Source organism: Lysobacter sp. OAE881 (assembly GCF_040546665.1).
Taxonomy (GTDB): domain Bacteria; phylum Pseudomonadota; class Gammaproteobacteria; order Xanthomonadales; family Xanthomonadaceae; genus Lysobacter_J; species Lysobacter_J soli.
The window spans coordinates 1,214,448-1,238,494 of record NZ_JBEPOG010000001.1 but is presented as its reverse complement, the minus strand read 5'-3'; the positions used below and the strand labels follow the sequence as shown (position 1 = coordinate 1,238,494).

23 protein-coding genes and 5 tRNA genes are annotated in these 24,047 nt (G+C 67.9%); 7 read left to right on the top strand and 21 right to left on the bottom strand.

Annotation, left to right across the window (positions count from 1 at the left end; translation table 11 throughout):
• Positions 1 to 3 precede the first annotated feature (3 nt).
• The 16 genes from rplK to ABIE51_RS05710 all read right to left on the bottom strand — a co-directional run bounded on the left by rplK (position 4) and on the right by ABIE51_RS05710 (position 10,527).
• A complete protein-coding gene (gene rplK / locus ABIE51_RS05785) occupies positions 4 to 432 on the bottom strand; it encodes a 50S ribosomal protein L11 (protein WP_115843895.1) in 429 nt (142 codons plus the stop codon).
• A gap of 176 nt (positions 433 to 608) precedes the next feature.
• Entirely contained in the window at positions 609 to 1,178 is a 570-nt protein-coding gene (nusG, locus tag ABIE51_RS05780; protein WP_115843897.1) for a transcription termination/antitermination protein NusG, read from the bottom strand.
• 4 nt (positions 1,179 to 1,182) lie between these two features.
• Entirely contained in the window at positions 1,183 to 1,560 is a 378-nt protein-coding gene (secE, locus tag ABIE51_RS05775; protein ID WP_115843981.1) for a preprotein translocase subunit SecE, read from the bottom strand.
• Positions 1,561 to 1,648: 88 nt separating this feature from the next.
• Positions 1,649 to 1,724 (bottom strand) — tRNA-Trp (locus ABIE51_RS05770).
• 156 nt (positions 1,725 to 1,880) lie between these two features.
• A complete protein-coding gene (gene tuf, locus ABIE51_RS05765) occupies positions 1,881 to 3,071 on the bottom strand; it encodes an elongation factor Tu (protein ID WP_115843879.1) in 1,191 nt (396 codons plus the stop codon).
• A gap of 48 nt (positions 3,072 to 3,119) precedes the next feature.
• Positions 3,120 to 3,195: transfer RNA gene (locus ABIE51_RS05760), tRNA-Thr, on the bottom strand.
• A 35-nt stretch (positions 3,196 to 3,230) separates the two neighbouring features.
• A tRNA-Gly gene (locus ABIE51_RS05755) sits at positions 3,231 to 3,304 on the bottom strand.
• A gap of 85 nt (positions 3,305 to 3,389) precedes the next feature.
• Positions 3,390 to 3,475: transfer RNA gene (locus tag ABIE51_RS05750), tRNA-Tyr, on the bottom strand.
• Positions 3,476 to 3,603: 128 nt separating this feature from the next.
• Positions 3,604 to 4,695, bottom strand: a complete 1,092-nt coding sequence (ychF, locus tag ABIE51_RS05745; RefSeq protein ID WP_192632545.1) for a redox-regulated ATPase YchF — start codon at positions 4,693 to 4,695, stop codon at positions 3,604 to 3,606.
• A 75-nt stretch (positions 4,696 to 4,770) separates the two neighbouring features.
• Positions 4,771 to 5,349, bottom strand: a complete 579-nt coding sequence (pth, locus tag ABIE51_RS05740) for an aminoacyl-tRNA hydrolase (protein WP_192632544.1) — start codon at positions 5,347 to 5,349, stop codon at positions 4,771 to 4,773.
• A 54-nt stretch (positions 5,350 to 5,403) separates the two neighbouring features.
• Positions 5,404 to 6,057 (bottom strand): 50S ribosomal protein L25/general stress protein Ctc, encoded by a 654-nt coding sequence (locus ABIE51_RS05735; protein WP_115843903.1) that lies wholly within the window; start codon positions 6,055 to 6,057, stop codon positions 5,404 to 5,406.
• Positions 6,058 to 6,164: 107 nt separating this feature from the next.
• Positions 6,165 to 7,124: a ribose-phosphate diphosphokinase gene (locus ABIE51_RS05730; protein WP_115843905.1), complete on the bottom strand. Its 960-nt coding sequence runs from the start codon at positions 7,122 to 7,124 to the stop codon at positions 6,165 to 6,167.
• A gap of 108 nt (positions 7,125 to 7,232) precedes the next feature.
• Positions 7,233 to 7,309: transfer RNA gene (locus tag ABIE51_RS05725), tRNA-Gln, on the bottom strand.
• Positions 7,310 to 7,322: 13 nt separating this feature from the next.
• The gene (ispE, locus tag ABIE51_RS05720; RefSeq protein ID WP_192632543.1) at positions 7,323 to 8,216 is read right to left on the bottom strand and encodes a 4-(cytidine 5'-diphospho)-2-C-methyl-D-erythritol kinase; all 894 of its coding nucleotides are present in this window, start codon (positions 8,214 to 8,216) and stop codon (positions 7,323 to 7,325) included.
• Positions 8,213 to 8,848: a lipoprotein insertase outer membrane protein LolB gene (lolB, locus tag ABIE51_RS05715; protein WP_157029545.1), complete on the bottom strand. Its 636-nt coding sequence runs from the start codon at positions 8,846 to 8,848 to the stop codon at positions 8,213 to 8,215. The genes ispE and lolB overlap by 4 nt, the downstream gene beginning before the upstream one ends.
• Positions 8,845 to 10,527 carry a tetratricopeptide repeat protein gene (locus ABIE51_RS05710; RefSeq protein WP_192632542.1) on the bottom strand — a complete coding sequence of 561 codons (1,683 nt, stop codon included), beginning with the start codon at positions 10,525 to 10,527 and terminating at the stop codon, positions 8,845 to 8,847. The genes lolB and ABIE51_RS05710 overlap by 4 nt, the downstream gene beginning before the upstream one ends.
• Positions 10,528 to 10,631: 104 nt before the next feature.
• Between ABIE51_RS05710 and hemA the strand changes: the two genes are divergently transcribed.
• From hemA to ABIE51_RS05690, 4 genes are all read left to right on the top strand, one after another.
• Positions 10,632 to 11,927, top strand: a complete 1,296-nt coding sequence (gene hemA / locus ABIE51_RS05705) for a glutamyl-tRNA reductase (RefSeq protein ID WP_192632541.1) — start codon at positions 10,632 to 10,634, stop codon at positions 11,925 to 11,927.
• Between the two features lie 57 nt (positions 11,928 to 11,984).
• Positions 11,985 to 13,070 carry a peptide chain release factor 1 gene (prfA, locus tag ABIE51_RS05700; RefSeq protein ID WP_192632540.1) on the top strand — a complete coding sequence of 362 codons (1,086 nt, stop codon included), beginning with the start codon at positions 11,985 to 11,987 and terminating at the stop codon, positions 13,068 to 13,070.
• A gap of 140 nt (positions 13,071 to 13,210) precedes the next feature.
• Positions 13,211 to 13,672 carry a GNAT family N-acetyltransferase gene (locus ABIE51_RS05695; protein WP_192632539.1) on the top strand — a complete coding sequence of 154 codons (462 nt, stop codon included), beginning with the start codon at positions 13,211 to 13,213 and terminating at the stop codon, positions 13,670 to 13,672.
• On the top strand, positions 13,669 to 15,354 hold the full coding sequence (locus ABIE51_RS05690) for an O-linked N-acetylglucosamine transferase, SPINDLY family protein (RefSeq protein ID WP_192632538.1): 1,686 nt from the start codon (positions 13,669 to 13,671) through the stop codon (positions 15,352 to 15,354). The genes ABIE51_RS05695 and ABIE51_RS05690 overlap by 4 nt, the downstream gene beginning before the upstream one ends.
• Before the next feature lie 11 nt (positions 15,355 to 15,365).
• On the opposite strand, the gene ABIE51_RS05685 is transcribed toward ABIE51_RS05690, so the two are convergent.
• The 4 genes from ABIE51_RS05685 to ABIE51_RS05670 are packed head-to-tail and all read right to left on the bottom strand — an operon-like array spanning position 15,366 to position 18,502.
• Positions 15,366 to 16,142, bottom strand: a complete 777-nt coding sequence (locus ABIE51_RS05685; RefSeq protein ID WP_192632537.1) for a YaiO family outer membrane beta-barrel protein — start codon at positions 16,140 to 16,142, stop codon at positions 15,366 to 15,368.
• Positions 16,143 to 16,160: 18 nt separating this feature from the next.
• Positions 16,161 to 16,757, bottom strand: coding sequence for a DapH/DapD/GlmU-related protein (locus tag ABIE51_RS05680; RefSeq protein ID WP_192632536.1), 597 nt, complete (start codon positions 16,755 to 16,757; stop codon positions 16,161 to 16,163).
• Positions 16,744 to 17,880 carry a glycosyltransferase family 2 protein gene (locus tag ABIE51_RS05675; RefSeq protein WP_192632535.1) on the bottom strand — a complete coding sequence of 379 codons (1,137 nt, stop codon included), beginning with the start codon at positions 17,878 to 17,880 and terminating at the stop codon, positions 16,744 to 16,746. Before ABIE51_RS05675 ends, ABIE51_RS05680 begins: the two co-directional genes overlap by 14 nt.
• A gap of 4 nt (positions 17,881 to 17,884) precedes the next feature.
• Positions 17,885 to 18,502 (bottom strand): PIG-L deacetylase family protein, encoded by a 618-nt coding sequence (locus ABIE51_RS05670; RefSeq protein ID WP_192632534.1) that lies wholly within the window; start codon positions 18,500 to 18,502, stop codon positions 17,885 to 17,887.
• Positions 18,503 to 18,712: 210 nt separating this feature from the next.
• On the opposite strand from ABIE51_RS05670, the gene moaB reads away from it, so the two are divergent.
• The 3 genes from moaB (at position 18,713) to ppk2 (ending at position 20,474) form a co-directional block, all read left to right on the top strand.
• Positions 18,713 to 19,234, top strand: coding sequence for a molybdenum cofactor biosynthesis protein B (moaB, locus tag ABIE51_RS05665; protein ID WP_192632533.1), 522 nt, complete (start codon positions 18,713 to 18,715; stop codon positions 19,232 to 19,234).
• A gap of 65 nt (positions 19,235 to 19,299) precedes the next feature.
• Positions 19,300 to 19,689: a helix-turn-helix domain-containing protein gene (locus ABIE51_RS05660; protein ID WP_115843924.1), complete on the top strand. Its 390-nt coding sequence runs from the start codon at positions 19,300 to 19,302 to the stop codon at positions 19,687 to 19,689.
• Positions 19,689 to 20,474, top strand: a complete 786-nt coding sequence (gene ppk2, locus ABIE51_RS05655) for a polyphosphate kinase 2 (RefSeq protein ID WP_192632532.1) — start codon at positions 19,689 to 19,691, stop codon at positions 20,472 to 20,474. Before ABIE51_RS05660 ends, ppk2 begins: the two co-directional genes overlap by 1 nt.
• Before the next feature lie 4 nt (positions 20,475 to 20,478).
• Here ppk2 and ABIE51_RS05650 read toward each other — a convergent pair whose 3' ends face one another.
• Complete coding sequence (locus tag ABIE51_RS05650) at positions 20,479 to 24,003, bottom strand: autotransporter outer membrane beta-barrel domain-containing protein (protein ID WP_192632531.1); 3,525 nt, start codon at positions 24,001 to 24,003, stop codon at positions 20,479 to 20,481.
• Positions 24,004 to 24,047: the final 44 nt, after the last annotated feature.

Here is a 24,047-nt window from a genome sequence, read left to right as displayed (position 1 = left end):
GTCTTAACCCTCCACCACCAGGCCCATGCTGCGGGCCGAACCCGCAATCGTCTTCACCGCTGCATCCAGGTCGGCCGCCGTCAGGTCGGCTTCCTTCTGCTTGGCGATGGCTTCCAGCTGGGCGCGGGTGACCTTGCCCACCTTCTCGGTGTTCGGGCGCTTGGAGCCGGAGGTGATGCCCACGGCCTTCTTCAGCAGCACCGAAGCCGGGGTCGACTTGGTGACGAAGGTGAACGTACGGTCGGAGTACGCGGTAATGATGACCGGGGTCGGAAGACCCGGCTCAAGCTTGGAGGTCGCGGCGTTGAAGGCCTTGCAGAACTCCATGATGTTCAGGCCGCGCTGGCCCAGGGCCGGGCCGACCGGCGGCGAGGGGTTGGCCTGACCGGCCTTCACCTGCAGCTTGATGTAACCAACTACTTTCTTAGCCATTGCTCTCTCTCCGGGTGCAAGCGCCTGGACGTCAGGCTCCCCATCGCGCCGGGAAAATCACGTGTCCCGACATCACGTTCGATCTGGATATGCCGCTGACACGGCAACGGCCGCCTCAAGGCGGCCGGCGTTCCGGCCCGCGCCCAAGGCAGCGAGCCGGCAAGTATAGCAGGGTTTTAGGCCTTTTCGACCTGACCGAATTCCAGCTCGACCGGCGTCGAGCGGCCGAAGATCAGCACTGCGACGCGCAGGCGGCTCTTCTCGTAATTGATTTCCTCGACGACGCCGTTGAAATCGTTGAACGGGCCGTCGATAACGCGGACCATCTCGCCCGGCTCGAACAGGACCTTCGGCTTCGGCTTCTCCACGCCTTCCTGAACACGCTGCAGGATGGCGTCGGCCTCACGGTCGGCGATCGGGAGCGGGCGATCGGCGGTGCCGCCGATGAAGCCCATCACCTTCGGGGTTTCCTTGACCAGGTGCCAGCTCTCGTTGTCCATGCGCGGGATACCCGCTTCGTCATGGGTAGCGATCTGGACCAGGACGTAGCCCGGGAAGAACTTGCGCTCGGAGCGGCGCTTCTGGCCGGAGCGCATCTCGACCACTTCCTCGGTCGGGACGAGCACTTCGCCGAACTTGTCCTGCATGCCGTCGCGGACGATGCGGTCGCGCAGCGTCTGGGCCACGGACTTCTCGAAGCCCGAATAGGCGTGGACCACGTACCAGCGCTTGTGCACTTCGGTCATTTGTTTACTGCCCCAGAATCAACTTGACCAGGAACTGGATGAACAGGTCCATGGCGGCGAGGATCAGGCTGAGCACTGCCACGGCAATGATCACCACCCACGTCGTGCGCATGGCTTCCTGGCGCGTCGGCCAGACCACCTTACGCAGCTCGAAGCGCGACTCGGAGAGGAACTCGCGGGTCTGCAGACCCTTGCCGCTGGTCAGGAACACGACGGCGGCGAGGACCAGGCCGGCAGCAACGGCCAGCGCGCGGAGCGGGCCCGCCCACTGGTCGAAATAGATGTACGCGGCAACGCCAGCGGCGACGAGCAGCACGGCGAGTGCGTACTTGACGATATCGCCGGCGGAGGCGGATCCGGGTTGTTCGACCTTGCTGTTCATCCGATCCATCGCGCGGCAGCCAGGCCGCGTCTATTGTGGGTAAAGACCGACCACGTCTGACCGGACTTCTGCGGAGGACCCGCATGGGTGGCACGCCAGGAGGGACTCGAACCCCCAACCTGCGGTTTTGGAGACCGCTGCTCTGCCAATTGAGCTACTGGCGTATGGAACTAGTGTAGGGCTTTCTCAGACGGCAAAGGCGGACCGAAGTCCGCCCTGCTGCCTTTCCGGCGTCGCCCGGCCGCAGGGCGCGTCCGGGTCGTCGGATCCCGCTGAAGCGGGAGTGCCCCGCGCGCCTGAGGCGCACGGGGCCGGTTTCATTACTTCAGGATCTTCGCCACGACGCCGGCGCCGACGGTGCGGCCACCTTCGCGGATCGCGAAGCGCAGGCCTTCGTCCATCGCGACCGGGTTGATCAGCGTGACAACCATCTTGATGTTGTCGCCCGGCATGACCATCTCGACGCCTTCCGGCAGTTCGACCGCACCGGTGATGTCGGTGGTGCGGAAGTAGAACTGCGGGCGGTAGCCCTTGAAGAACGGCGTGTGACGGCCGCCTTCGTCCTTCGACAGCACGTACACCTCGGCTTCGAACGTGGTGTGCGGCGTGATCGAACCCGGCTTGGCCAGCACCTGGCCGCGCTCGACGTCGTCACGCTTGGTGCCGCGCAGCAGCAGACCGGCGTTGTCGCCCGCCTGGCCCTGGTCGAGCAGCTTGCGGAACATCTCGACGCCGGTGACCGTGGTCTTCTGCGTCGGGCGGATGCCGACGATTTCGATTTCGTCGCCGACCTTGATGATGCCGCGCTCGATACGGCCGGTCACCACGGTGCCGCGGCCCGAGATCGAGAACACGTCTTCCACCGGCATCAGGAACGGCTTGTCGACGTCACGCTGCGGTTCCGGGATGAACGTGTCCAGCGCTTCCACCAGCTTCAGGATCGCCGGCACGCCGATCTCCGACTGGTCGCCTTCCAGCGCCAGACGGGCCGAACCGTGGATGATCGGGGTATCGTCGCCCGGGAACTCGTACTTGCTCAGCAGCTCGCGCACTTCCATCTCGACGAGCTCCAGCAGCTCGGCGTCGTCCACCATGTCGGCCTTGTTCAGGAACACGACGATGTACGGCACGCCGACCTGGCGCGACAGCAGGATGTGCTCGCGCGTCTGCGGCATCGGGCCGTCAGCGGCCGAGCACACCAGGATCGCGCCGTCCATCTGCGCCGCACCCGTGATCATGTTCTTCACGTAGTCGGCGTGGCCCGGGCAGTCCACGTGCGCGTAGTGGCGCGTCGGGCTTTCGTACTCGACGTGCGCCGTCGAGATCGTGATGCCGCGCGCCTTCTCTTCCGGCGCCGCGTCGATCGCGTCGTACGCCTTGAACTCGCCGCCGAAACGCTCCGCACCCACCTTCGTCAGTGCCGCCGTCAGCGTGGTCTTGCCGTGGTCGACGTGACCGATCGTGCCCACGTTCACGTGCGGCTTGGTGCGCTCAAACTTACCCTTGGCCATGACAGTCGACTCTCGCTTTAGGACGGTATACGGGTGGTACGGAAAAGATGGTGCTCACGAAAGGAATCGAACCTTCGACCTCCTCCTTACCAAGGAGGTGCTCTACCGACTGAGCTACGTGAGCAAGTTGTTCCAGCAGTCTGTCTGTCGCGGCATCAATGGAGCGGGAGACGGGAATCGAACCCGCACCATCAGCTTGGAAGGCTGAGGTTCTACCATTGAACTACTCCCGCGCCGGACAAACCTGCTTGGGTACTGCGCCGGTGGTGGTAAGTCACCGGGTATTGCATCCACCAGACCTTGCGACCGGGTTGGAACTGGTGGAGGGAGGTGGATTCGAACCACCGAAGGCGTAAGCCAGCAGATTTACAGTCTGCCCCCGTTGGCCGCTTGGGTATCCCTCCAAAGAGCCCGCAATTTTGGGACTGGCCGGCGAGGTTGTCAACGCGTTTCACACATCAATTTTCACGCGGGGCGTCCTGCGCCGTTTCCCACACCGCCCTCGCCCGCCGATGGAAGGCGGACAGGCGGCTTACACGTTGAAGCGGAAATGCAGCACGTCGCCTTCCTGGACGCGGTATTCCTTGCCTTCCAGGCGCAGGCGGCCAGCATCGCGCGCGCCGGATTCGCCCTTGTACTTGATGAAATCGTCGTAGGCGATGGTTTCGGCGCGGATGAAGCCCTTCTCGAAATCGGTATGGATCACCGCAGCGGCCTGCGGCGCGGTCGAACCGGCCTTCACGGTCCAGGCGCGGACTTCCTTCACACCGGCGGTGAAGTACGTCTGCAGGCCCAGCAGCTTGTAGGCGGCGCGGATCACCCGGTTCAGTCCCGGCTCGTCCAGGCCGAGGTCGGTCAGGAACGCATCGCGGTCGGCGTCGTCGAGCTGGCTCAGTTCTTCCTCGATCGCCGCGCACACCGGCACGACTTCGGCGCCCTCGGTCACCGCGCGGGCGCGCACGGCGTCCAGATGCGGGTTGTTCTCGAAGCCGTCCTCGAGCACGTTGGCGACGTACATCACCGGCTTCAGAGTGAGCAGGAAAAGATCGCGCAGGACGAGCTTGTCGTCGTCCGAGAGGCCCAGCGCGCGCGCGGGCCTGCCGTCGTCGAGGCCAGCGCGGACGCGGCCAAGCACTTCCACGCGGAGCTTCGCGTCCTTGTCGCCGGTCTTGGCCGAACGCTCGGCGCGCTGCAGCGCCTTCTCCACCGACTCCAGGTCGGCGAGCGCAAGCTCGGTGTCGATCGTGTCGATGTCGGAAATCGGATCGATACGGTTGCTGACGTGGATGACGTCGTCGTTCTCGAAGCAGCGCACGACATGCGTGATCGCATCGACTTCGCGGATGTGCGCGAGGAACTTGTTGCCCAGGCCTTCGCCGCTCGCGGCACCGGCAACGAGGCCGGCGATGTCGACGAACTCCACCGCGGTCGGAATGACCTTCTGCGGCTTGACGATCTCCGACAGCGCATTGAGGCGCGGATCCGGCACCGGCACGACGCCGACGTTCGGCTCGATCGTGCAGAACGGGAAGTTGGCCGCGGCGATGCCGGCCTTGGTCAGGGCGTTGAAGAGGGTCGACTTGCCGACGTTCGGCAGGCCGACGATGCCGCATTTGATGCCCATGGCGGTATTCCGTGATTCGGGATTCGTGATTGGCGACTCGCGGCCGGCTGCGAATCGACAATCACCAATCGCGGATCATCGGCTGGTGTGCAGCCGCTTCATCGCTTCGTTGAAGTCGCCGGAAACGGCGAGCGGAAGCACGTCGTCGGCGTCGCTGATGGCGCGCAGGATCGATGCCTCGTCGTCAGCGCCCGGCTTGCCCAGCACCCACGACGTCACGCGGTCCTTGTGGCCCGGATGACCAATGCCGATGCGCAGGCGGTGGTACTTGCCGTGTCCGAGCAGCTTGGTGATGTCGCGCAGGCCGTTCTGGCCGCCGTGGCCGCCGTCGAACTTCAGGCGCGCGGTACCGGGCGCGAGGTCCAGTTCGTCGTGGACGACCAGCATCTGCTCCGGCTCGATCTTCCAGTACCGCAGCGCGGCCGTGACCGACTTGCCGGAAAGGTTCATGAAGGTGGCCGGCTTCAGCAGCCAGACCGGGCGACCGGCGACGTCGATCTTCGCCGTCTCGCCGAACAGTTTGGATTCGAGCCCGAAGCGGACACCCTGGCGCAGCGCGAGGGCGTCCACAAACCAGAACCCGGCGTTGTGCCGGGTCCGGAGATGTTCGGCACCGGGATTTCCCAGGCCGACGATGAGGCGCAAACCGTCCATCGTGAAGTCACGCCGCAACCTGCCCGCTCGCGCGGGCAGGTCGTCGGGACGCGATTACTTCTCGTCCTTCTTGGCGGCCTTGGTCGCCGGCACTTCGGCCGACGGAGCCTCGGCGGTCTCTTCCGCCTCGACGCGACCGTGCTTGGCGATCACGACGGCGACGTCGTGTTCCTTGCCCAGCTTCAGTTCCGGCAGCTCGACACCCTTCGGCAGCTTGACGTCCGACAGGTGGACGATGTCGCCGACCTTCAGGTTCGACAGGTCGATCTCGATGAACTCCGGCAGGTCGCGCGGCAGGCAGCTGACGGTGACTTCGTTGAGCTCGTGCGTGATGACCACGTCGGCCGACTTGCCGGCCGGCGAACCTTCCTGGCCGATGAAGTGCAGCGGCACCGACGCCTTCAGCGCGGCGTTCAGATCAACGCGCTGGAAGTCCAGGTGCATGATGATCTGCTTGAACGGATGGCGCTGGATGTCGCGCAGGAGCACGGCTTCGGTGGTGCCGTCGATGTCGAGGTTCAGGATCGACGAGTAGAACCACTCGTTCTGCTGGGCCAGCCAGATCTTCTCGTGATCGAGCTGGATCGCCTTCGGCTCGGACTTGCCGCCGTAGACGATGGCCGGGATGCTGGCGGCGTGGCGAAGGCGGCGGCTCGCACCCTTCCCTTCAACCTTGCGGCCAGTGGCCTTGAGGGTATGTTCGGACATTTTCGTTTACTCACTTCTACTGCGTTATGCCGCCTCGCGGCGGCGATGTGACTCTTCCGCGACCAGAAGAGCCTTGGACCAGGGCCGGAAACCGTCCCCGGAAAACTTCAATCCACGTACAGCGAACTGACCGACTCGCCGAACGCGACGCGTCGGATCGTCTCGGCCAGCAGCTCGGCGACGCTGAGCTGGCGGATCTTGCCGCAGGCCCGCGCCGCGTCGGACAGCTTGATGGTGTCGGTGACCACCAGCTCGTCGAGCTGCGACCTGGTCACGTTGTCCATCGCCGCACCCGACAGCACCGGGTGCGTGCAGTACGCAACCACCTTCGTCGCGCCCTGCGCCTTGAGCGCGTTCGCCGCGGCGCACAGCGTGCCGGCGGTGTCGACGATGTCGTCGACGAGCACGCAGGTCTTGCCGGCGACGTCACCGATGATGTTCATCACCGTGGCGACGTTGGCGCGCGGACGGCGCTTGTCGATGATCGCCAGGTCCGCGTCGTCCAGGCGCTTGGCGATCGCTCGCGCGCGCACCACGCCGCCGACGTCGGGCGAGACCACCACCATGTTCTCCGTACCGTGCGCGCGCCAGATGTCGGCGAGCAGCAGCGGCGAGGCGTACACGTTGTCGACCGGGATGTCGAAGAAGCCCTGGATCTGGTCGGCATGCAGATCCACGGTCAGCACACGGTCGGTTCCGACCGCGCTGAACATCTTCGCCGCGACCTTGGCCGTGATCGGCACGCGCGAGGAACGCGGGCGGCGATCCTGGCGGGCGTAGCCGAAGTACGGCACCACCGCGGTCACGCTGGCGGCCGAGGCGCGCTTGAGCGCGTCCACCAGCACCAGCAGCTCCATGAAATTCTCCGCCGTCGGGGCGTTCGTCGGCTGGATGACGAACACTTCCTGGCGACGCACGTTCTCCTCGATCTCCACCTGCACTTCGCCGTCGGAGAAACGGCCGACCAGCGCCTTGCCCAGACGGATACCGAGCTCCTTGCACACCGAATCGGCGAGCGGGCGGTTGGCGTTGCCGCTGAAAATCAGCAGGTTGCGGTCGTTCTGCATGGTCTGGCCGGTCGGGGATCAAGGATTCGGGATTGGGGATTCGGCCGTGTGAAGCGAATCCCCAATCCCGAATGCCCGATCCTCAAGCTGGATGTTCTTCGATGGAGTTGGCAGGGGCGGTAGGATTCGAACCTACGAATGCCGGGATCAAAACCCGGTGCCTTGGGCCACTTGGCGACGCCCCTGCAGTGGAGCCCGTCAGGGCGCCGGTATTGCCTGCTTCGTCCAGTCCGCCAGTGCACGGTGCAGCGGCGAGGCTTGCGCCCCGTCCGCCACCCAGGCGCGAAGCCCGGTCGGCAATGCGGCCAGCGCCGCCTCGGCGGACTCGCGCGTTGCGAATTCGACGAAACACCCACTGCCGGAACCAGTCAGGCGCGGCGAACCGACCTGCGACAGCGCAGCGAAAACAGCCTCGACGGCTGGTTCGCGCGCGCGCAACACCGGCTCGAACGCATTCCCGAGCGGCACACCCGAAACGAAGTCCGACATTGTCGCGGGCGGGGCATCACGCGTCAATTCAGGGGATTTGAACAAAGTCGCCGTGGGCGCATGGACGCCTGGGTTCGCGAGCAGGTACCACGCGGGCGGCAGGTCGACCGGAGAAAGCTCCTCCCCCACCCCCTCAGCCCACGCATTCTCACCGCGCACGAAGACTGGCACGTCGGCGCCCAGCCTCAGGCCGAGCTCGGCGAGTCGATCTACATCCAAGCCCGTGCGCCAGAGCGCGTTCAGGCCCACCAGCACGGTCGCCGCGTCCGACGAGCCGCCGCCGAAGCCGCCGCCGGCCGGAATACGCTTATCGACGATGATGTCGGCTCCTTGCGCGCACTTGGACGCCGATTGCAGCATCTTCGCTGCACGGACCGTCAAATCGTCGGCCTGATCGACGCCGGGCACTGAAGGCCCATGCCGCCGGATTTGCCCGTCGTCCCGCATGCGAAGTCGAACCGAATCGCCCCACTCCAGGATGCGGAACACCGTCTGGAGCAGGTGGTAGCCGTCGTCGCGGCGGCCGGTGATCCGCAGGAACAGGTTCAGCTTGGCGGGCGCGGGCCAGGAGGTCCACGCTGCCGCCTGATCGGCGTCGCTCATGGCGAGGCGCCCGGCTTCCACTCGTCGACGATCAGCCGAACCTTGGCGTCGCCCTGCGTCGCGGTCAGGCGGGCCGGGAGGACCGGCCCCGGCGCGGCAGCCGCATCCGGCTGCCACTGCGCGTAGTCGATGACCCAGCCGGCCTGCGCCAGCCGGACCGGACGATTGCCTTCGCCGTAGACGATCCGGGCTTCGCCGAAACGGCTCGGGTCGGCGCCCACGCCGCGAACCCAGTCGGCCAGCGCACGCACGGGGATGTTCCAGCCGGTGGTCTCGCGAAGCAGCGCCTCGATGTCGGCGCCTTCGCGCGGACCACCCTCGATGCCCTCCAGTCGGCCGCCGCTGTCGTCGCCGCTCAGGCGCCAGCTCTGGCGGGTAACCGGCGCGCTGAGCGACACGGCGTAGCGATCGCCCGACTGCTGCCAGTCGATGCGCCCGCTCCCGCCCTGCTTTCCGTTCGACACCGCAATGCGCCCCGACAGCGACCACTCGGTGAGCGCCGCACGACGCTCGTCCTGCGCGCGCGCCTGAGCCTCGTCGACGGGCACGGACGGCACACGGGTCGGCTGCGAGACGCAACCGGCGAGCAGCACCGCCGCCACCAGCGGCGCGAAAAGGTTGCGAAGCCTCATGCGCCGGTCTTCTCCAGCGCGCGCTTGAGCGAGCGGTTGTCGGGATCGATCTTGCGGGCTTGTTCGAAGTACTTGCGCGCCTCGTCCTTGCGACCCAGCGACCACAGCACCTCGCCCACGTGCGAGGCGATTTCCGCATCCTTCTGCAAGGTCAGCGCGCGACGCAGTTCGACCAGCGCCTCTTCCTTGCGGCCCATGCGGTAGAGCACCCAGCCGTAGCTGTCGATGATCGCGGCGTTGTCCGGTTCGGCGGTGCGCGCGCGCTCGATCAGCTGCAGCGCTTCCTGGTAGCGCGTCGTGCGATCGGCCAGCGTGTAACCCAGCGCGTTGAGCGCGGCGACGTTGTCGGGCTCGGCGACGAGGATCTTGCGAAGGTCGGCCTCGGCGCGCGGGATGTCGTCGCGCCGCTCCCAGCTCAGGCCGCGCGCGTAGAGGATTTCCGGATCGTCCGGGAACGCCGCCAACCCGCGCGCGAAGGCTTCCATTTCGCCGGTAGCATCGTCGTCCTTGGAGCGCAGCGAGGCTTCCAGCAGATAGGCGTCGCGGCGCGCTTCGTCGTCGGCCGAAGCATCGGACTGCAGTTCGCGCAGCGACTTGTAGGCTTCGTCGCCGCGCTTGAGTTCGTGAAGCACGTTCGCCGCGCGCAAGCGTGCGGACCAGCGCTGGCCGCCGCCGGGAACTCCGCGATACCACGCCAGCGCCTCGTCGTAACGCTCGAGGAATTCGGCGATCTGGCCGAGCAACAGACGGCGCTGCGGATCCGGATCGCTTGAGCGCGCACGCAGTTCGTCGTACAGACGCGCGAGCGAGGTCTTGTCTTCGGCCTGGGCGAGCAGCGCCGCGCGCAGCGAGTAGCTCTGGTCGTCCTGCGGGCCCTTCGCCAGCACGGCCTCGGCGGCGGCGTAATCGGCCATGCGGTGGTATTCGTCGGCGATCGCACGACGCAGCTCGGCGTCGTCGCCGGCCTGTGCGGCAAGCGACTCGAGCAGCTTGCGGGCCTCGTCGGTCTTGCCGTTCTCGCGCAGCTGGCTCGCACGAAGCAGGCCCACGCGCGCCTCGCCCGGGAAGCGCTCCACGACCTCGGCCACGATGCGCTCCACGAGCTCCGGCTGCTCCAGCGCCTGCGCGAGGCCACCGAACGCCAGCCACGCCTGCAGCTTGTTCGGGATGCGGCCGCTGTCGACGAGCTTGTCGAGCAGGCGCGCCGCCTGCTTCGGATCGCGCGCACCACCGGACAGCACGCCCAGCGCCTGCCGCCAGCCGGCGTCGCCCGGGGTCTGCAGCAGTTCGGTGAGGTGCTTGCGGGCCTCGCGCTCGTTGCCGCGGCGGATGGCCAACACGGCTTCGGCGGCGGCCAGGTTCAACCCTTCCCCGCCCTGCTTGCGCCACAGGTCCAGCGCCTGCGCGGCGCGCTTGTCGTCCTTGGCGAGCAATGCGATGCGGGTCGCGCGCTCGGCCAGGGCCACATCGTCGGCCTGCCGCGCGGCGTCCAGGTAGGCCTGCGCCGCGTCGTCCAGGCGGCCGGACTGCAGCGCGAACTCGCCCGCCAGCAGGGCTTCGAGCGAGGCGCTGGTGGGATCGTCCGGAGAGGTGGGTGACGCCTTCTCGGCCGCGAGCAGCGGCGTGAAGACGAGGGCGGCGACAAGGGCGAAACAGAGCGTGCGCGAGGCAGCGGGCATTCGAACGGGCCTGATGGAAGCCGGGACGGAACGGGGCCGGTAGAATATCGGCCTCCGGGTAGCCAGCAGCTTATCGCAAGCACCTGAACGAAGGTCCGGCGTCAATGAGTTTGTTCGTACTAGGCATCAATCACCAGACCGCGCCGGTCAGCCTGCGCGAGCGCGTGGCGTTTTCGGCCGAGACGGTGCCGGCCGCGCTGGATGCCCTGAAGACGCTCCCGCAGGTGCAGGAAGTCGCCCTGCTCTCCACCTGCAACCGGACCGAGCTTTACGCTGTTTCGAACGACGACGGCCAGGCGCTGGCCGACTGGCTCGCCACGCATCCGGACGACATCGGCGATCTGCACGCCTACCTCTACCGGCATCGCGACGCCGATGCGGTGCGGCATCTGTTCCGCGTCGCGACCGGGCTCGATTCGCTGGTCCTGGGCGAGCCGCAGATCCTCGGCCAGGTGAAGGACGCCTGGGCGACCGCGCGCCACGCCGGGACACTGGGTAGCCAGCTCGACCGCCTGTTCCAGCACGCCTTCACCACCGCCAAGCGCGCGCGCACCGACACGCGCATCGGCGCCAATCCGGTGTCGGTCGCTTCCGCGGCGGTGCGCCTGGCGCAGGAATCCTTCGCCCGGCTGGAAGACTCCACGGTGCTGATGATCGGCGCCGGCGAGACCATCGAGCTGGCCGCGCGCCACCTCGTGCAGGCGCGCGCCAAGCGGCTGCTCGTCGCCAACCGCACCCTCGCCCACGCGCAGGAACTGGCCAGCCGCCACGGCGGTTTCGCGCTGCCGCTGAGCGAGATCGACAAACACCTGGGCGAGGCCGACGTGGTGATTTCCGCCACCGCCAGCCGCGACCCGATCCTGCAGCGTCCGCACGTCGCCGCCGCGCTCGCCACGCGCAAGCACCGGCCGATGCTGCTGCTCGACCTCGCCGTGCCGCGCGATATCGCGCCCGACGTGGCCGAGCTGAAAGACGTGTTCCTCTACACGGTCGACGACCTGGAACGCGCCATCGAGGACAACCGCCGCAGCCGCCGCGAAGCCGCGACGGAAGCCGAGGCGATCGTCGAGTTGCAGGTTGCGCGCTTCACCGAAACGATGGTCGCCAGCACGCGCACCGAGCCGCTCAAGCGCCTGCGCGCGCACGGCGAGGCGGCGAAGGCCGACGTGCTCTCGCGCGCACAGCAGCAGCTCGCCGCCGGCCAGGATCCGGCCGAAGTGCTGAACTACCTCGCGCACACGCTGACCAACCGCCTGCTGCACGCGCCGACGATCGCCCTGCGCGAGGCGGCGCTCACCGGCAACGCGGAACTGGCGCGCGCGGCGGAAAAGCTCTTCGCCGAGGGCGACATCGCGCGCAACGAAAGTCCGGTCGAAGGACACGACAAGCGCGAGGCCTAGCGACGCACAACCGCGTCCGCTTCGCCCGCCTCTCGTTCCTCGCACCGGTCTTCACCCATGACACCCAGCCTGCGCCGCAAACTAGAAGCCCTCGCCGAACGCCGCGACGAACTCGAACGCCTGCTGTCCGATCCCGGCGTCATCGGCGATGCGGACCGCTTCCGCCGCTTCTCGCGCGAGTTCGCCCAGCTCGAACCGGTGGCGAACGCGCTGAAGGCCGAAGCACAGGCGAAGGACGACCTGGCCGCTGCGCAGGCAATGCGCGACGACCCGGAGCTCGCCGAACTCGCGCAGGACGAAATCGCCGCGGCGCAGGAACGCCTTGAGCGCCTCGACGCCGAACTGCTTGCGCACCTGATCCCGAAGGACCCGCGAGACGAAGGCGACCTGTACCTGGAAGTGCGCGCCGGCACCGGCGGCGACGAAGCGGCGATCTTCGCCGGCGACCTGTTCCGCATGTACGCGCGCTATGCGGAACGGCAGGGCTGGAAGGTCGAGATCGAGTCGGGCAGCCCGGGCGAACACGGCGGCTTCAAGGAAGTCATCGCGCGCGTGGAAGGCCGCGGCGCGTATTCGAAGCTGAAATTCGAATCGGGCACGCATCGCGTGCAGCGCGTGCCGGAAACCGAATCGCAGGGCCGCATCCACACCTCGGCCGCCACGGTGGCGATCATCCCGCTGGAACCCGAAGGCGAGCCGATCGAGGTCAATCCCGCCGACCTCAAGGTCGACACGTTCCGCTCGAGCGGCGCGGGCGGCCAGCACGTCAACAAGACCGAATCGGCGATCCGCATCACGCACGTGCCCAGCGGTGTCGTGGTCGAAAGCCAGACCGAACGCAGCCAGCACGCCAACCGCGACAAGGCGATGAAGCGCCTGACCGCGATCCTGGCCGAAGCGCAGGCGGCGAAGGCCGCGGCGGCGCAGGCCTCGATGCGCAAGCTGCAGGTCGGCAGTGGTGACCGCAGCCAGCGCATCCGCACCTACAACTTCCCGCAGGGCCGCATCACCGACCATCGCGTCGAAGGCCTGACGCTGTACGACCTGCCCAACGTGATCCAGGGCGACCTGGACGAACTCGTCGCGCGCCTCCAGCACGAGCACCAGGCAGACGAACTGGCGCGGCTGACGCAGGAAAGCTGATCCTGCTTCAGCCTCTCTCCCGCCTGCGGGAGACGGTTGGGGTGAGGGCAAACCCGAAACCGTGCACCGATACGATCGACGCCAGGCGCACCCTCACGCGTTGACTACAATCGCGAAACCCCCGAGCACGGACCCGCCCCATGCCCCTCGCGATCACGCGCGCCACGCTGGACGACCTGGACGCCGTCGTACCGCTGTTCGACGCCTACCGTCGTTTCTACGAACAGCCGTCCGATGAAGCGCGTGGTCGCGGGTTCCTCGAAGCACGACTTCGCGCGGACGAGTCGGTGATCCTGCTCGCCACCGACGAAGGCCGCGCGGTCGGCTTCACGCAGCTCTATCCGATGTTCTCGTCCGTGCGAACTGGGCGACTGTGGATCCTCAACGATCTCTACGTCGATGCCGGCGCGCGTCGCAGCGGCGCGGGCCGCGCCCTGCTCGACACCGCGGCCTCGTTCGCCCGAAACGACGGCGCGGTCGGCATCGCGCTGGAAACCACGCGCGACAACGCCACCGCCCGTTCGCTCTACCGCGGCGCGGGCTGGGAGGAAGCGGACACGCAGTGGTACTCGCTGTCCTTCACGGCGCATTCGAACGCATGAACCACGCCGTCGATCCGCGCATCGAGCTGCGCCGCGCACTGGAGCGCAATCCGGGCGACGGCTTCGCGTGGATCGTGCTGGCCGAACACGAACTCGATCGTGGCGACGCGGCGGCCGGCGAAGCCGCGGCGCGACGCGCGCTCACGCTGCGTCCCGGGCATCCGGAAGCGCTTGCGCGCCTCGGCCGCGCGCAGTGGATGCTCGGTCGCAAGAGCGACGCTGCCGAAAGCCTACGCGCCGCCGCGGCGAATGCGCCCGACCATCCCGGCATCGCGGTGTGGCTCGGCCATGTGCTGGAGGACGTCGGCGAAGCCGAAGCCGCGTCCGACGCGTATGCCCGCGCGCATGCGCTTGCGCCGCAGGAGCCGCAGATTGCCGCGTACCTGCTGGCGTGGCGGCGCAAGCTGTGCGACTGGCGCGATCTCGACGCGCTGACCGCGCAGGTGCGTGCCGCGGTGAATGACGGCACGGCGTCGGTCGAGCCGTTCGCCTTCCTGAGCGAGGACGCCAGCGCCGCCGAACAACTGCGTTGCGCGCGCCTTCGCGCCGGCATGCTCGCCCGCCAGATACGCCCGATGCCGCCCGTGCCGCCGCGCACGCACGAGCGCCTTCGCGTGGGTTTCCTATCGAACGGATTCGGCGCGCATCCCACCGGACTGCTGACCGCCGCGCTGTTCGAGCAGCTGCGCGAACTCGACGAACTGGACGTTCACCTGTTCGCACTGAATGCCGACGATGGCAGCCCGATCCGCGCGCGCCTGCAGGCCGCAGCGCACGCGCTGCACGACGTCGCGCAGCAGGCGCATGCGCGGGTGGCTCAGCGCGTACGCGACGCCGGCATCGACGTGCTGTTCGACCTGCGCGGCTGGGGTGGCGGCGGCACGCCGGAAGTGCTCGCGATGCGTCCGGCGCGCGTGCAGGCGAACTGGCTCGCCTATCCCGGCACGTCCGGCGCGCCGTGGATCGACTTCGTGCTGGCCGATGCATTCGTGCTGCCGGACGGCATCGAGCGCGATTTCAGCGAACGCGTCGTGCGACTGCCGCGCTGCTTCCAGCCGTCGGACACGACGCGCGCCATCCTGCCGCCGCCCACGCGAGCCGAGTGCGGGCTGCCCGAGGACGCGGTCGTGTTCTGCTGCTTCAACAACAGCTACAAGCTCAATCCCCGCAGCATGTCGCGTGCGTTCGCCGTGTTGCGCGAGGTACCCGGCAGCGTGCTGTGGCTGCTGTCGGGTCCGGGAAACGCGGATGTGCGCCTGCGTGCGGCCGCCCAGTCCAGCGGCGTGGATCCGCAGCGCCTGGTGTTCATGCCGAAGCAGCCGCACGCCGCGTACATGGCGCGTCTGCAGCACGCGGACCTGTTCCTCGACACCGAACCGTACAACGCGCACACCACCGCATCCGATGCACTGTGGGCCGGCTGCCCGGTGCTGACGCGGCCGGGCGCGACGTTCGCCGCGCGCGTCGCCGGAAGCCTGAACCACCATCTCGGCCTGGACGCGATGAACGTCGACAGCGACGAGGCCTTCATCGCGCGGGCCGTCGCGCTCGGCCGCGATCCGGCGTCGTTGCAGGCCCTGCGTGCGCAGCTCGCGCAGCGTCGTCGCGAGAGCGGCCTGTTCGACATGGCTGGCTTCGCGCGGGATTTCACCGACGCCGTGCAACGCATGGCGTCGGCGTAGATGCTGCGGGCTTACCAGTTCCGCGCGAGGCCCAGCGTGACCGTCGTGCCCTGGTAGTCGTAAGTGGGCAGCTGGTGCCAGGAGCGCTCCAGCCCGAGGTTCACGTCCCACGCCTCGCCCAGCGGCTGCACGCGACGCAATGCCACCGACTGGAACTCGCCCGGCAGCGCGACTGGCGCCCAGTCGTAGTCCTGGATCGACGTGCCTTCGCCGAACCACAACTGCGTGTGGCCGCGCCCGGCTGCGTCCATGAAACGCAGCGACAGCAGGTTGGCGTGGCCGTCGCCGACGTCGGACAGATCGTAGTGCGTGTAGCGGTAGCGGATGGTCAGGCGCTTGAGGTAGTACGCGGCGCCGGCATACAGCGCGGTCGAGTGATGGCCGTCGTCGTACTCGGCGTACCGCGCGCCGCCGGTGAACGTGGCGTTCTTCAGCCCGCGCCACGTGAGGTCCTGGTCGAACAGCCGGTTCACGAAGACCGGGTCGTCGCTCGAGACGCTCGCGCTGGTTCGCGTCGAAATCTTGTCGCTCCAGTCGCGGTAGAACGTGACGCCCAGGCTGTCACCGTCGAACGAATCCCCGTTGCCGAAGCTGCGCGAGCCGCCGGCGAGGTTCACCAGCAGTGTGTTGTCGCCGAAGCGCGTGGACGACTCCACGCCCAGCAGGGCGCGGCTGCCCGCACCTTCGGTGTAATCGGCGTAACTGCCGGTCACGGTCATCTTGTGGTCGCCGGCATGGGCGACGCACGCCGTGCACAGCGACAGGGAAGCAAGGGCTTTGCGGATCATGAAACAACGACTCCTGGTCTAGAACGATTCCAATGCCTGCCGGATGCGGTAGCGCCCGCCCGGCAGGTTTCTTTCGACGATGACGCGCGGTGCGAAGAGCGAATCCGGCGCGATCACGCGGCCCGGCAGCACGATGACCTGCACGCCAAGCGACGAGCGCGCGCCGATGAGGCAGCCGAGCTTTTCCATGCCGGTGTCGAGGCTCGTATCGCCGATGCGGACGCACACCGTCCGCCCGTCGAGGCGATGGTTGCTGGTGCGGACCTGCGCGCCGAGGTAGCAACCGCGCTCGACCTTGCTGTCGGCGACGAAGCACTGCGGGCCGATCGCCACGCCGTCTTCCACGATCGCGTTCTTCAGCTCGGCGGCGAAGCCGATGCGCACGCCATCGCCGATGCTGGTGGCGCCGCGGATCATCGCGTTGTTGCCGATGAGGCAGTCGCGACCGATCTCGACCGGGCCTTTGATATACGCGCCGTGGCAGATGCGCGTGCCGGCGCCGATCGACACGTTCCCCACCAGCATCGCGGTCGGCGCGACCAGCGCATTGGCGTCGATGTAGGGACGCAGGTCGGACAGGCTCGTCGCCTGCGACGCGATCTCATTCCACCACATGGGCATACCGCGTCGGCTTGTCGCGCGTCGGCTCGCGTCCGGTGAAGAACGCGGCCAGGCCGTGCACGATCCAGATGGCGTACGCCAGGAAGACATAGAAGACGGCCAGCGACGCCATCGGAACCAGTCGGAGCTTGCGGTGGTGCCAGGCGCTGATCGCCCCCAGCACGCTCACCACGGCGACCCACGCCAGCGGAAAGACCGCCATCGCGATGCCGACGCCGCCGTGTTCGAGGTACGCACGAATCCAGGTCGCGGCGTAGACGGCGATGCCCAGCACGACCAGGCCGAACATCGGCGTCATGCTCACCAGGCCGAACCGGCTCAGCAGCAGGCGACGGTGAAGTCGCATGCACACGGCGAAACCGGCGATCCAGCGACGCCAACGACGCCATTCCTCGCGCAGCGTGTTGCACTCCTGCGGATACACGATGCAGCGGTTGGCCTGCCGCACCTTGTAGCCGTGCGCGACGAGCGTCCAGGTCAGGTCCAGGTCCTCGACCTTGGTGCGGTCGGAGAAGCCGTGCTTCAGCAGCACGTCGGTCCTGAACATCCCGCAGGCGCCGGAAATGATGAAGGGCGCGCCGCCGACGATCTGCTGGAACGTCCGCTTGATCGCGATCATCGGCAGCTTCACCGTCGCACGGATGTACGGAAGCAGGCGCGCGCCATCGAGGTTGGTCGACGGAATGCCGCCGACGGCGTCCGCACCGCGCTCGATCTCGGCCAGCATGTACCCCAGGCCGTTGCGGTCGTGCGGCACACGGGTGTCCGCGTCGGTCAGGAAGACCTGGTGGGCGGTCGCGTGGCGCAGGCCGTTCATCAGCGCCCCGCCCTTGCCCGTGTTCGCCTGGTTGATCGCGACGAGGCGGTCGGGCCACGTCCGCGCCATGCGTGCGAGCACGCCCGCGGTGTCGTCGGTGGAACCGTCGTTCACGCAGATGACACGTCGGATGTACGGATTGCGCAGCAGCTGGACGAGCGACGCTTCCAGGCACGGCGCTTCGTTGTAGGCCGGGATGATCGCGTCCACCGAAGCGAGGTTGCTGCTGGGCTTGTGGCGCAGTCCGAGGACGAAGTAGCCGAGTGCGACCACGCACATGAGGGCAAACAGGAGTTCCATGGCGTCACAGCACCAGCTTGTAGGGAATGAAGCCTTCGCTCGCGTTCAGGCCGACCTGGTGGCCGCGGAACTGCGCGTTGCAGCGGATCTGGTCCTCCTGCATGTACGCGCGATGCCGCTGGCTGGAATGCAGGCGCAGCGCTTCGACCTTGGTATCGATGTAAGGCGCCACGTCCTCGAAGATGACCGGGGCGAAATGCGGCGACGAACTCGGCGTCTCGTAACCGAAGACCTGCCGCACCGACCGGCACGCGACGATCGACGCTTCGTAGACGGCGCGATGGTCCTGGTGCCGGTCGTCGCGGAACATCGTGAACACGCGGTCCGGCAGGAGTTCGGCGCACTGCGCCTCGATCAGCGCGATGAGCGCCGGCAGCTCGCTCGACAGCGACGTATCGGGCAGCCGCGCCTGCACGACGTCGGTCACGCCCAGCAGCTGCAGCGCCGAGCGCGTCTCGGCGCAGCGATCGTGCAGATCGCCGCCGCCACGTTCGCCGTCCGTCAGAACCAGTGCGCGAACGTGTGCGCCACTGGCCACGAGCTTGGCGAGCGTGGCGCCGCACCCGAGTTCGAGGTCGTCGGGATGGGCCCCGATGGCGAGGGCGGTCTTGATGCGAGGCATGGCGTTGGTACTGCGTTGGCAGTTGCGGAGTGGGGGGAGGCGCGACAGTCCATGTCGGGGGGCGCAAATCCTAAAAGCGCAACTTTGAATAGGCCCGGACGCCGCGCCCCGAATGAGACATTTCGCCTTGACCGGCCCGTATCCGTGCGCGTGCGGCGGGCACCGCTCTGGCGGTACGCTGTCGCCTATCGCTGTCGCCACCGGATCCCCATGACCGCCACCGCCGACCTCATTCCGCTCAACCTGTGCGTGCTCACCGTGTCCGACACGAGGACGCTGGCCGAGGACAGTTCGGGCGATTACCTCGTGCAGTCGCTCGCGGAAGCCGGACATCGCCTGGCCGAACGCGCCCTGCTCAAGGACGATCGTTACCAGCTGCGCGCCGTGGTATCGCGCTGGATTGCCGACGAGAACGTCGACGGCGTGCTCGTCACCGGCGGCACCGGTTTCACCGGCCGCGATTCCACGCCCGAGGCGCTGCTTCCGCTGCTCGACAAGCAGATGGATGGCTTCGGCGAACTGTTCCGCGCGGTGAGCTTCGACGAGATCGGCACCTCGACGCTGCAGTCGCGCGCGTTCGCCGGGCTGGCGAACGGCACATTCGTGTTCGCACTGCCGGGCTCGACGTCGGCCTGCCGCACCGCGTGGGAGAAGATCATCCGCGCGCAGCTGGATTCGCGAACGAAACCCTGCAACCTGGCAACGCTGCGTCCGCGCCTGCGCGAGCGCTGACGCGCGCGTCACCGGCGCGGCGTCACCGTCGTCGTTGTTGGATTCACATCAAGCCGGAGTGAGACATGTCGCTGGACACCACCCTGCGTTTGCTCGCCAAGGCCAGCGGCATGAGCGCCGCCGACATCGCCACCGCGATCCCGCGCGCCGGCGTCGCGACGGTGAGCGCCTGGCTTCGCGGCGAGAAGCTTCCCGGCCGCGAACAGCTCGACGCGCTGGCGCGCGCGTTCGGCGTGCCGGCCGGCGCGCTGCTCTCGGAACTGGCGAGCACGCTGGATCCGGCGCGCACGCAGGGCGAACACGATCTGCTCGCCGCGTATCGCGCGCTCGACACGCGCCAGCAGGGTGCGCTGCTGGAAGTCGCACGCAGCATGGCGGGCACGCGTCGCCGCAGTACGCCGAAGTCCAACGCAGGCGGCACGTCGCGCGCCCGCACCCGCCGGAGCACGACGTGATGGCCAAGCTCAAGCGCAAGGAATACGAAGCGGCACTGGAGCCGCTGCAGATCGAACTGGTCGAGATGGCGCGCTGGCTGAGCGACACCGGCAAGCGGCTGGTGGTGCTGTTCGAAGGCCGCGACACCGCCGGCAAGGGCGGCGCGATCGAGGCCATCGCCGAACACCTCAACCCGCGCCAGTGCCGCATCGTCGCGCTGCCCAAGCCCACCGACCGCGAACAGACGCAGTGGTACTTCCAGCGCTACGTGCCGCACCTGCCGGCGGGTGGCGAGATCGCGCTGTTCGACCGCAGCTGGTACAACCGCGCCGGCGTCGAGCGCGTCATGGGCTACGCCGACGCCGAACAGGTGCGTACCTTCCTGCGCCAGACGCCGGTGTTCGAACAACTGCTCGTCGACGACGGCGTGCTGCTGTTCAAGTACTGGCTGTGCTGCGACCAGGCCAAGCAGGAGGAACGCTTCGCCGAACGGCTGCAGGATCCGCTCAAGCGCTGGAAGCTATCGCCTATCGATGCCGCCTCGCGCGAGCACTACGACGACTACACCAAGGCGCGCGAGGCGATGCTCAAGGCCACGCACACCGAGCACGCGCCGTGGACGCTGGTGGATTTCAACGACCAGCGTCGCGGCCGGCTCGCGCTGATCCGCGACCTGCTCTCGCGCGTCCCGGACAAGCGCACGCCGGAACACTGCATCGAGTTCCCGCCGCTGGAAGGCAAGCCGAAGAAGGAACGCTACTCGGTGATCAAGCCGATCGTCCCGGACGACGACGACGCCGAGTGAGCGGTCACCAGTTCCAGCGCATCCCGAGCTTGCCGTCCCACGCGTCGAAGCGGTTGCCGCCGAAACTGCGCTGGTAGCCGATGTTCGCGTAGAGCGACGTGGTGCGACCGAGCTCCCGCGTCATGCCGGCGTTCAACTGCCACCACGTGCCGGAAATGTCGGCCTGGAACGGCAGGTCGCCGTTGCCGGAGGAGAACAGCGTCAACGGCTCGCCCTTGAACTCGTGCCACACGTTCGCGCGCAGCCAGCCGCTCATCAGGCGTGGTGCGCCGTCGCTGGCCGGCTCCAGCCGCCAGTCGCGCGTCCAGCGCACGCCCAGGCGTGCGGCGAGCGATTCGGCGTCGCGGAAGCGCACCTGCGCGACGGCGTCGTCGCCTTCGAAATCGTCCACGCGCTGGTAGACGATCTGCGCCTGCGGTTCGAAGCGCGATTCCTCCTCGGCGCGTTCACACTTCAGCCGCATGCCGCCTTCGACCGACGCCGCCCAGCCGAAGCTGTCGGACTTCAGGCGCAGGCCGCGCACCGAATGCGATTCCATGTCGCTCCAGGTGCCCTGCAGGACGGTGTCGACGTAGCTGCCGCACGGCCAGAAATGCGTCCAGTAGCCGCCGAGCGACGTGCCTTCGACCTTGTCCTTGCCCACGCGCAGGCGGTTGTAGTGCGTCACTTCGCTCTTGATGCGCCCCTGTCCGACGTAGAGGCCTGCGTGGTCGCGATGGTCGTCGTCGTGCTGTTCGCGCCACACGTCGGTGCCGACCTGCAGTGCAAGCACGTCGAAGTCGTACTTCGGTCCGGTGCCGAGGATGCCGCGACGGTCGCCTTCGACGTCGCCGTCCTCGGCGATCACGCGCACCCACGCGCCGTTGAACGACGTGCGCGATTGCAGGTCGTCGCGGTCGCGTAGTTGTTCTTCCTCGCCGACGCGCTCGTGCAGGTTGCCCAGCGTCGTCCAGCCGAAGCGCAGCGCCATCGCCGGCAACGCGGCGTACAGCGACACTTCGGCGCGATAGTTCGGCACCGGCGGGAACGGCGTGGGCGGATCCGGCGGCGTCGGCGTCGGCGGCACCGGGGGATCCGGCGGCGTGGGCGGTGTCGGCGGCTCGGGTGGATCCGGGGGCGTCGGCGGCGGGTCCGGCGGGTCCGGATCCGGCGGATCGGGATCGGGCGGCGGCGGATCGGGCGGGATGTCGCAGCCCGGGGCTGAGGGATCGAGTGTGCAGTCCAGCGTGGAGCGCAGGTACCAGTTCGACGGGCTGGAACCGTCGCGACTGCCGCGCTGCAAGGTGTACTCGTACGCGCCGGCGAGCACGAGCGAGCCGAGCGTGAACGCGTTGGTACCGGTGATGCCGCCGTTGACGGCATCGATCACCAGGATGCCGTCGCCCGACGTCAGCGCGCCGGCGCCGCCGGCGTTGGCGACCATCACGCTCGCGGTCCCGGTCGTCGCCTCACCGCCGTCGATGATCAGCACGTCCGATGGCGAGCCGTCCGTGTCGAGGAACGTGTTCACCGCGAGCGTGCCGCTGCCGGCGAAGTAGTTGTGCGTGGCGAGCCGCTTGAAATTGCCGTTCACCGGCGGTGCGAACGCCACCACGCCGGTGTTGGTCAGGTCGCCGGTGAGCAGCGAATCGGCGGTGACGGTCCACTGGCTGCTCGCATCGACGGTCACGTCGGTGACGCGATACGCCGCGCCGTTCCATTGCGACCGGTCGGCCAGCGAGATATTCGTCTCTGCGCCGACATCGGCGTAGGCGTCGCCGCGCAGGCGACTGTTGCCGGTGAGTCCGAGGTTGACCAGCGTCTGCGTACCCGACGTGCGCGCCGCCGAATACAGCACGTACGTGGCGTCGGTGCTCACGCTCGCACCGTTCGACATCGCCATGTTGAAAAGCCCGTCGGCCACCATGGTCACGCCCGACTGGCTCGACAGCGTGCCGCCGCTCATCGTGACGCGATTGACGTTCGCAGCGCCCAGGCCCGTGGACGAGATGCCGCGCGTGTTCGCGCCCGTCGCGCGCACGGTGCTGTTCGTCAGGTTGATGACGCCCGGCGCGGTGAAGGTTTCCAGTCGCAGCGCCGCGCTGCCGCCGGAGGTGTTCACCGTGGTGCCGGTGGCATCGATCGTGCCGTTGGAAACCACCATCAGGCCGCGCGACTGGGAACCGGTCGTGGTGACGTTGTTGTTGTTCAGCACGATGCGGCTGTCGCCGGGGTTGTTCTGGCCCGCGTAGGCGGCGATGCCGTTGATGGTGGGCACGTTGATCGTCGTGCCATTGCTGGTGATGAGCGCCTGCGCGTCGGCGCTGCCGGCTCCGGTGGCGCTGGCGCGCAATGCCGCATGCGGGGTTCCGAAGCTGTTGCTGAAGGAAATCGCCAGTGACGGGCTCGCATTGGCCAGCGTTGGACTGATCAGCAGGCGCCACGCCGGAACATGCGTTTCCGTGTTGCTGACGTACACCTCGCCGAGCGTGATGACGCTGGCACCGTTGAGCGTGACCCTCGCGTCCGCCGTAGTCGCGACGCCGGTGGCCGCCGCACCCGACAGCGCCCACACGCCGCCGCCGACGCCCGGCCCTGCCACGGTCAGGTTCTCGAACGTGGTGTTGGCGTTGTTCGCTGCGAGGACGCCGAGACTCGAGTTGGCACCCGTGCTCACCGACGCAGGCAGCGTGTTGAAGTTCAGCCTGAGTCCGCTCGCGAGCGAAGCCGTCGTGTTGTCGACGATGACGCCGACGTTGCCCGTGCCGTAGTGGTTGATCGTCGTGCCGGTCGGCAGGTTCACCTGCCCGCCGTCGTGCAGGTAAATGCCCATCGCATTCGTGCCGCGCAGCGTGACGATCACGGGCCCGGTGACGTTGATCGCGCTGTTCGCTCCCGCGCCGAGTCCGACGGCCTGGTTGCCCGCCGTATCGAGGCTGACATTGCCGAGCAGGTTGATGGTGCCGCCGCTATCGGCGATGGCGCCCTGCCCGTTCGATGCGCTGGTGGTGTTGTTGAGGTACGCCACGCTGCCCGCGTCGATGCGGCCTCCAAGCGCGATCAGCCCGCCGCCGAGGCCGCTGCCCACCAGGTTGCCGCCCGTCAGGAAGATCGAACCGCCGCTGCTTGCGAGGACGGCATGCCCGCTGGTGGTCGTGATCGCGAAGTTGCTGCGCGCGTTGATGACACCCGTGCCACTGGCCTGGAACGCGTTACCGCTGGCGGTGATGAAACGGATCAGGCCGGGCGCGCCGCCGGCATTGGAGTCGATGTCGAGCGTGCCGCCGGTGACGTTCGCGCCGGGGTTCGATCCGCTCGATGTGACCACGGTGTCGGCCACGACCTGCACCGTGCCGCTGGTGACGTTCACCGGCCCGGTGACGGCGCCGGGTCCGACCGCCAATGCCGAGGGCGCGCACGCCAGCAGCAGCGAGCCCGGCAACCAGACGCGGCTCAGTCGGGCGGACGCGAGGACGATTCCGATTTCGCGAGCCAGACGATGGCGATGCTTCCATTGCGCGCGGCCGCGCGTCCTGTAGGCCTGTTCCATGGAGCGATCCCTCGATCCGTGGCGACCGGCGTGGTCGTCGCGCA

Excerpts from the sequence above, each read along its gene's own strand:
- rplK (WP_115843895.1), bottom strand. The coding sequence starts at position 432 with ATGGCTAAGAAAGTAGTTGGTTACATCAAGCTGCAGGTGAAGGCCGGT.
- nusG (WP_115843897.1), bottom strand. The coding sequence starts at position 1,178 with ATGACCGAAGTGCACAAGCGCTGGTACGTGGTCCACGCCTATTCGGGC.
- secE (WP_115843981.1), bottom strand. The coding sequence starts at position 1,560 with ATGAACAGCAAGGTCGAACAACCCGGATCCGCCTCCGCCGGCGATATC.
- tuf (WP_115843879.1), bottom strand. The coding sequence starts at position 3,071 with ATGGCCAAGGGTAAGTTTGAGCGCACCAAGCCGCACGTGAACGTGGGC.
- ychF (WP_192632545.1), bottom strand. The coding sequence starts at position 4,695 with ATGGGCATCAAATGCGGCATCGTCGGCCTGCCGAACGTCGGCAAGTCG.
- pth (WP_192632544.1), bottom strand. The coding sequence starts at position 5,349 with ATGGACGGTTTGCGCCTCATCGTCGGCCTGGGAAATCCCGGTGCCGAA.
- ABIE51_RS05735 (WP_115843903.1), bottom strand. The coding sequence starts at position 6,057 with ATGTCCGAACATACCCTCAAGGCCACTGGCCGCAAGGTTGAAGGGAAG.
- ABIE51_RS05730 (WP_115843905.1), bottom strand. The coding sequence starts at position 7,124 with ATGCAGAACGACCGCAACCTGCTGATTTTCAGCGGCAACGCCAACCGC.
- ispE (WP_192632543.1), bottom strand. The coding sequence starts at position 8,216 with ATGAGCGACGCCGATCAGGCGGCAGCGTGGACCTCCTGGCCCGCGCCC.
- lolB (WP_157029545.1), bottom strand. The coding sequence starts at position 8,848 with ATGAGGCTTCGCAACCTTTTCGCGCCGCTGGTGGCGGCGGTGCTGCTC.
- ABIE51_RS05710 (WP_192632542.1), bottom strand. The coding sequence starts at position 10,527 with ATGCCCGCTGCCTCGCGCACGCTCTGTTTCGCCCTTGTCGCCGCCCTC.
- hemA (WP_192632541.1), top strand. The coding sequence starts at position 10,632 with ATGAGTTTGTTCGTACTAGGCATCAATCACCAGACCGCGCCGGTCAGC.
- prfA (WP_192632540.1), top strand. The coding sequence starts at position 11,985 with ATGACACCCAGCCTGCGCCGCAAACTAGAAGCCCTCGCCGAACGCCGC.
- ABIE51_RS05695 (WP_192632539.1), top strand. The coding sequence starts at position 13,211 with ATGCCCCTCGCGATCACGCGCGCCACGCTGGACGACCTGGACGCCGTC.
- ABIE51_RS05690 (WP_192632538.1), top strand. The coding sequence starts at position 13,669 with ATGAACCACGCCGTCGATCCGCGCATCGAGCTGCGCCGCGCACTGGAG.
- ABIE51_RS05685 (WP_192632537.1), bottom strand. The coding sequence starts at position 16,142 with ATGATCCGCAAAGCCCTTGCTTCCCTGTCGCTGTGCACGGCGTGCGTC.
- ABIE51_RS05680 (WP_192632536.1), bottom strand. The coding sequence starts at position 16,757 with ATGTGGTGGAATGAGATCGCGTCGCAGGCGACGAGCCTGTCCGACCTG.
- ABIE51_RS05675 (WP_192632535.1), bottom strand. The coding sequence starts at position 17,880 with ATGGAACTCCTGTTTGCCCTCATGTGCGTGGTCGCACTCGGCTACTTC.
- ABIE51_RS05670 (WP_192632534.1), bottom strand. The coding sequence starts at position 18,502 with ATGCCTCGCATCAAGACCGCCCTCGCCATCGGGGCCCATCCCGACGAC.
- moaB (WP_192632533.1), top strand. The coding sequence starts at position 18,713 with ATGACCGCCACCGCCGACCTCATTCCGCTCAACCTGTGCGTGCTCACC.
- ABIE51_RS05660 (WP_115843924.1), top strand. The coding sequence starts at position 19,300 with ATGTCGCTGGACACCACCCTGCGTTTGCTCGCCAAGGCCAGCGGCATG.
- ppk2 (WP_192632532.1), top strand. The coding sequence starts at position 19,689 with ATGGCCAAGCTCAAGCGCAAGGAATACGAAGCGGCACTGGAGCCGCTG.
- ABIE51_RS05650 (WP_192632531.1), bottom strand. The coding sequence starts at position 24,003 with ATGGAACAGGCCTACAGGACGCGCGGCCGCGCGCAATGGAAGCATCGC.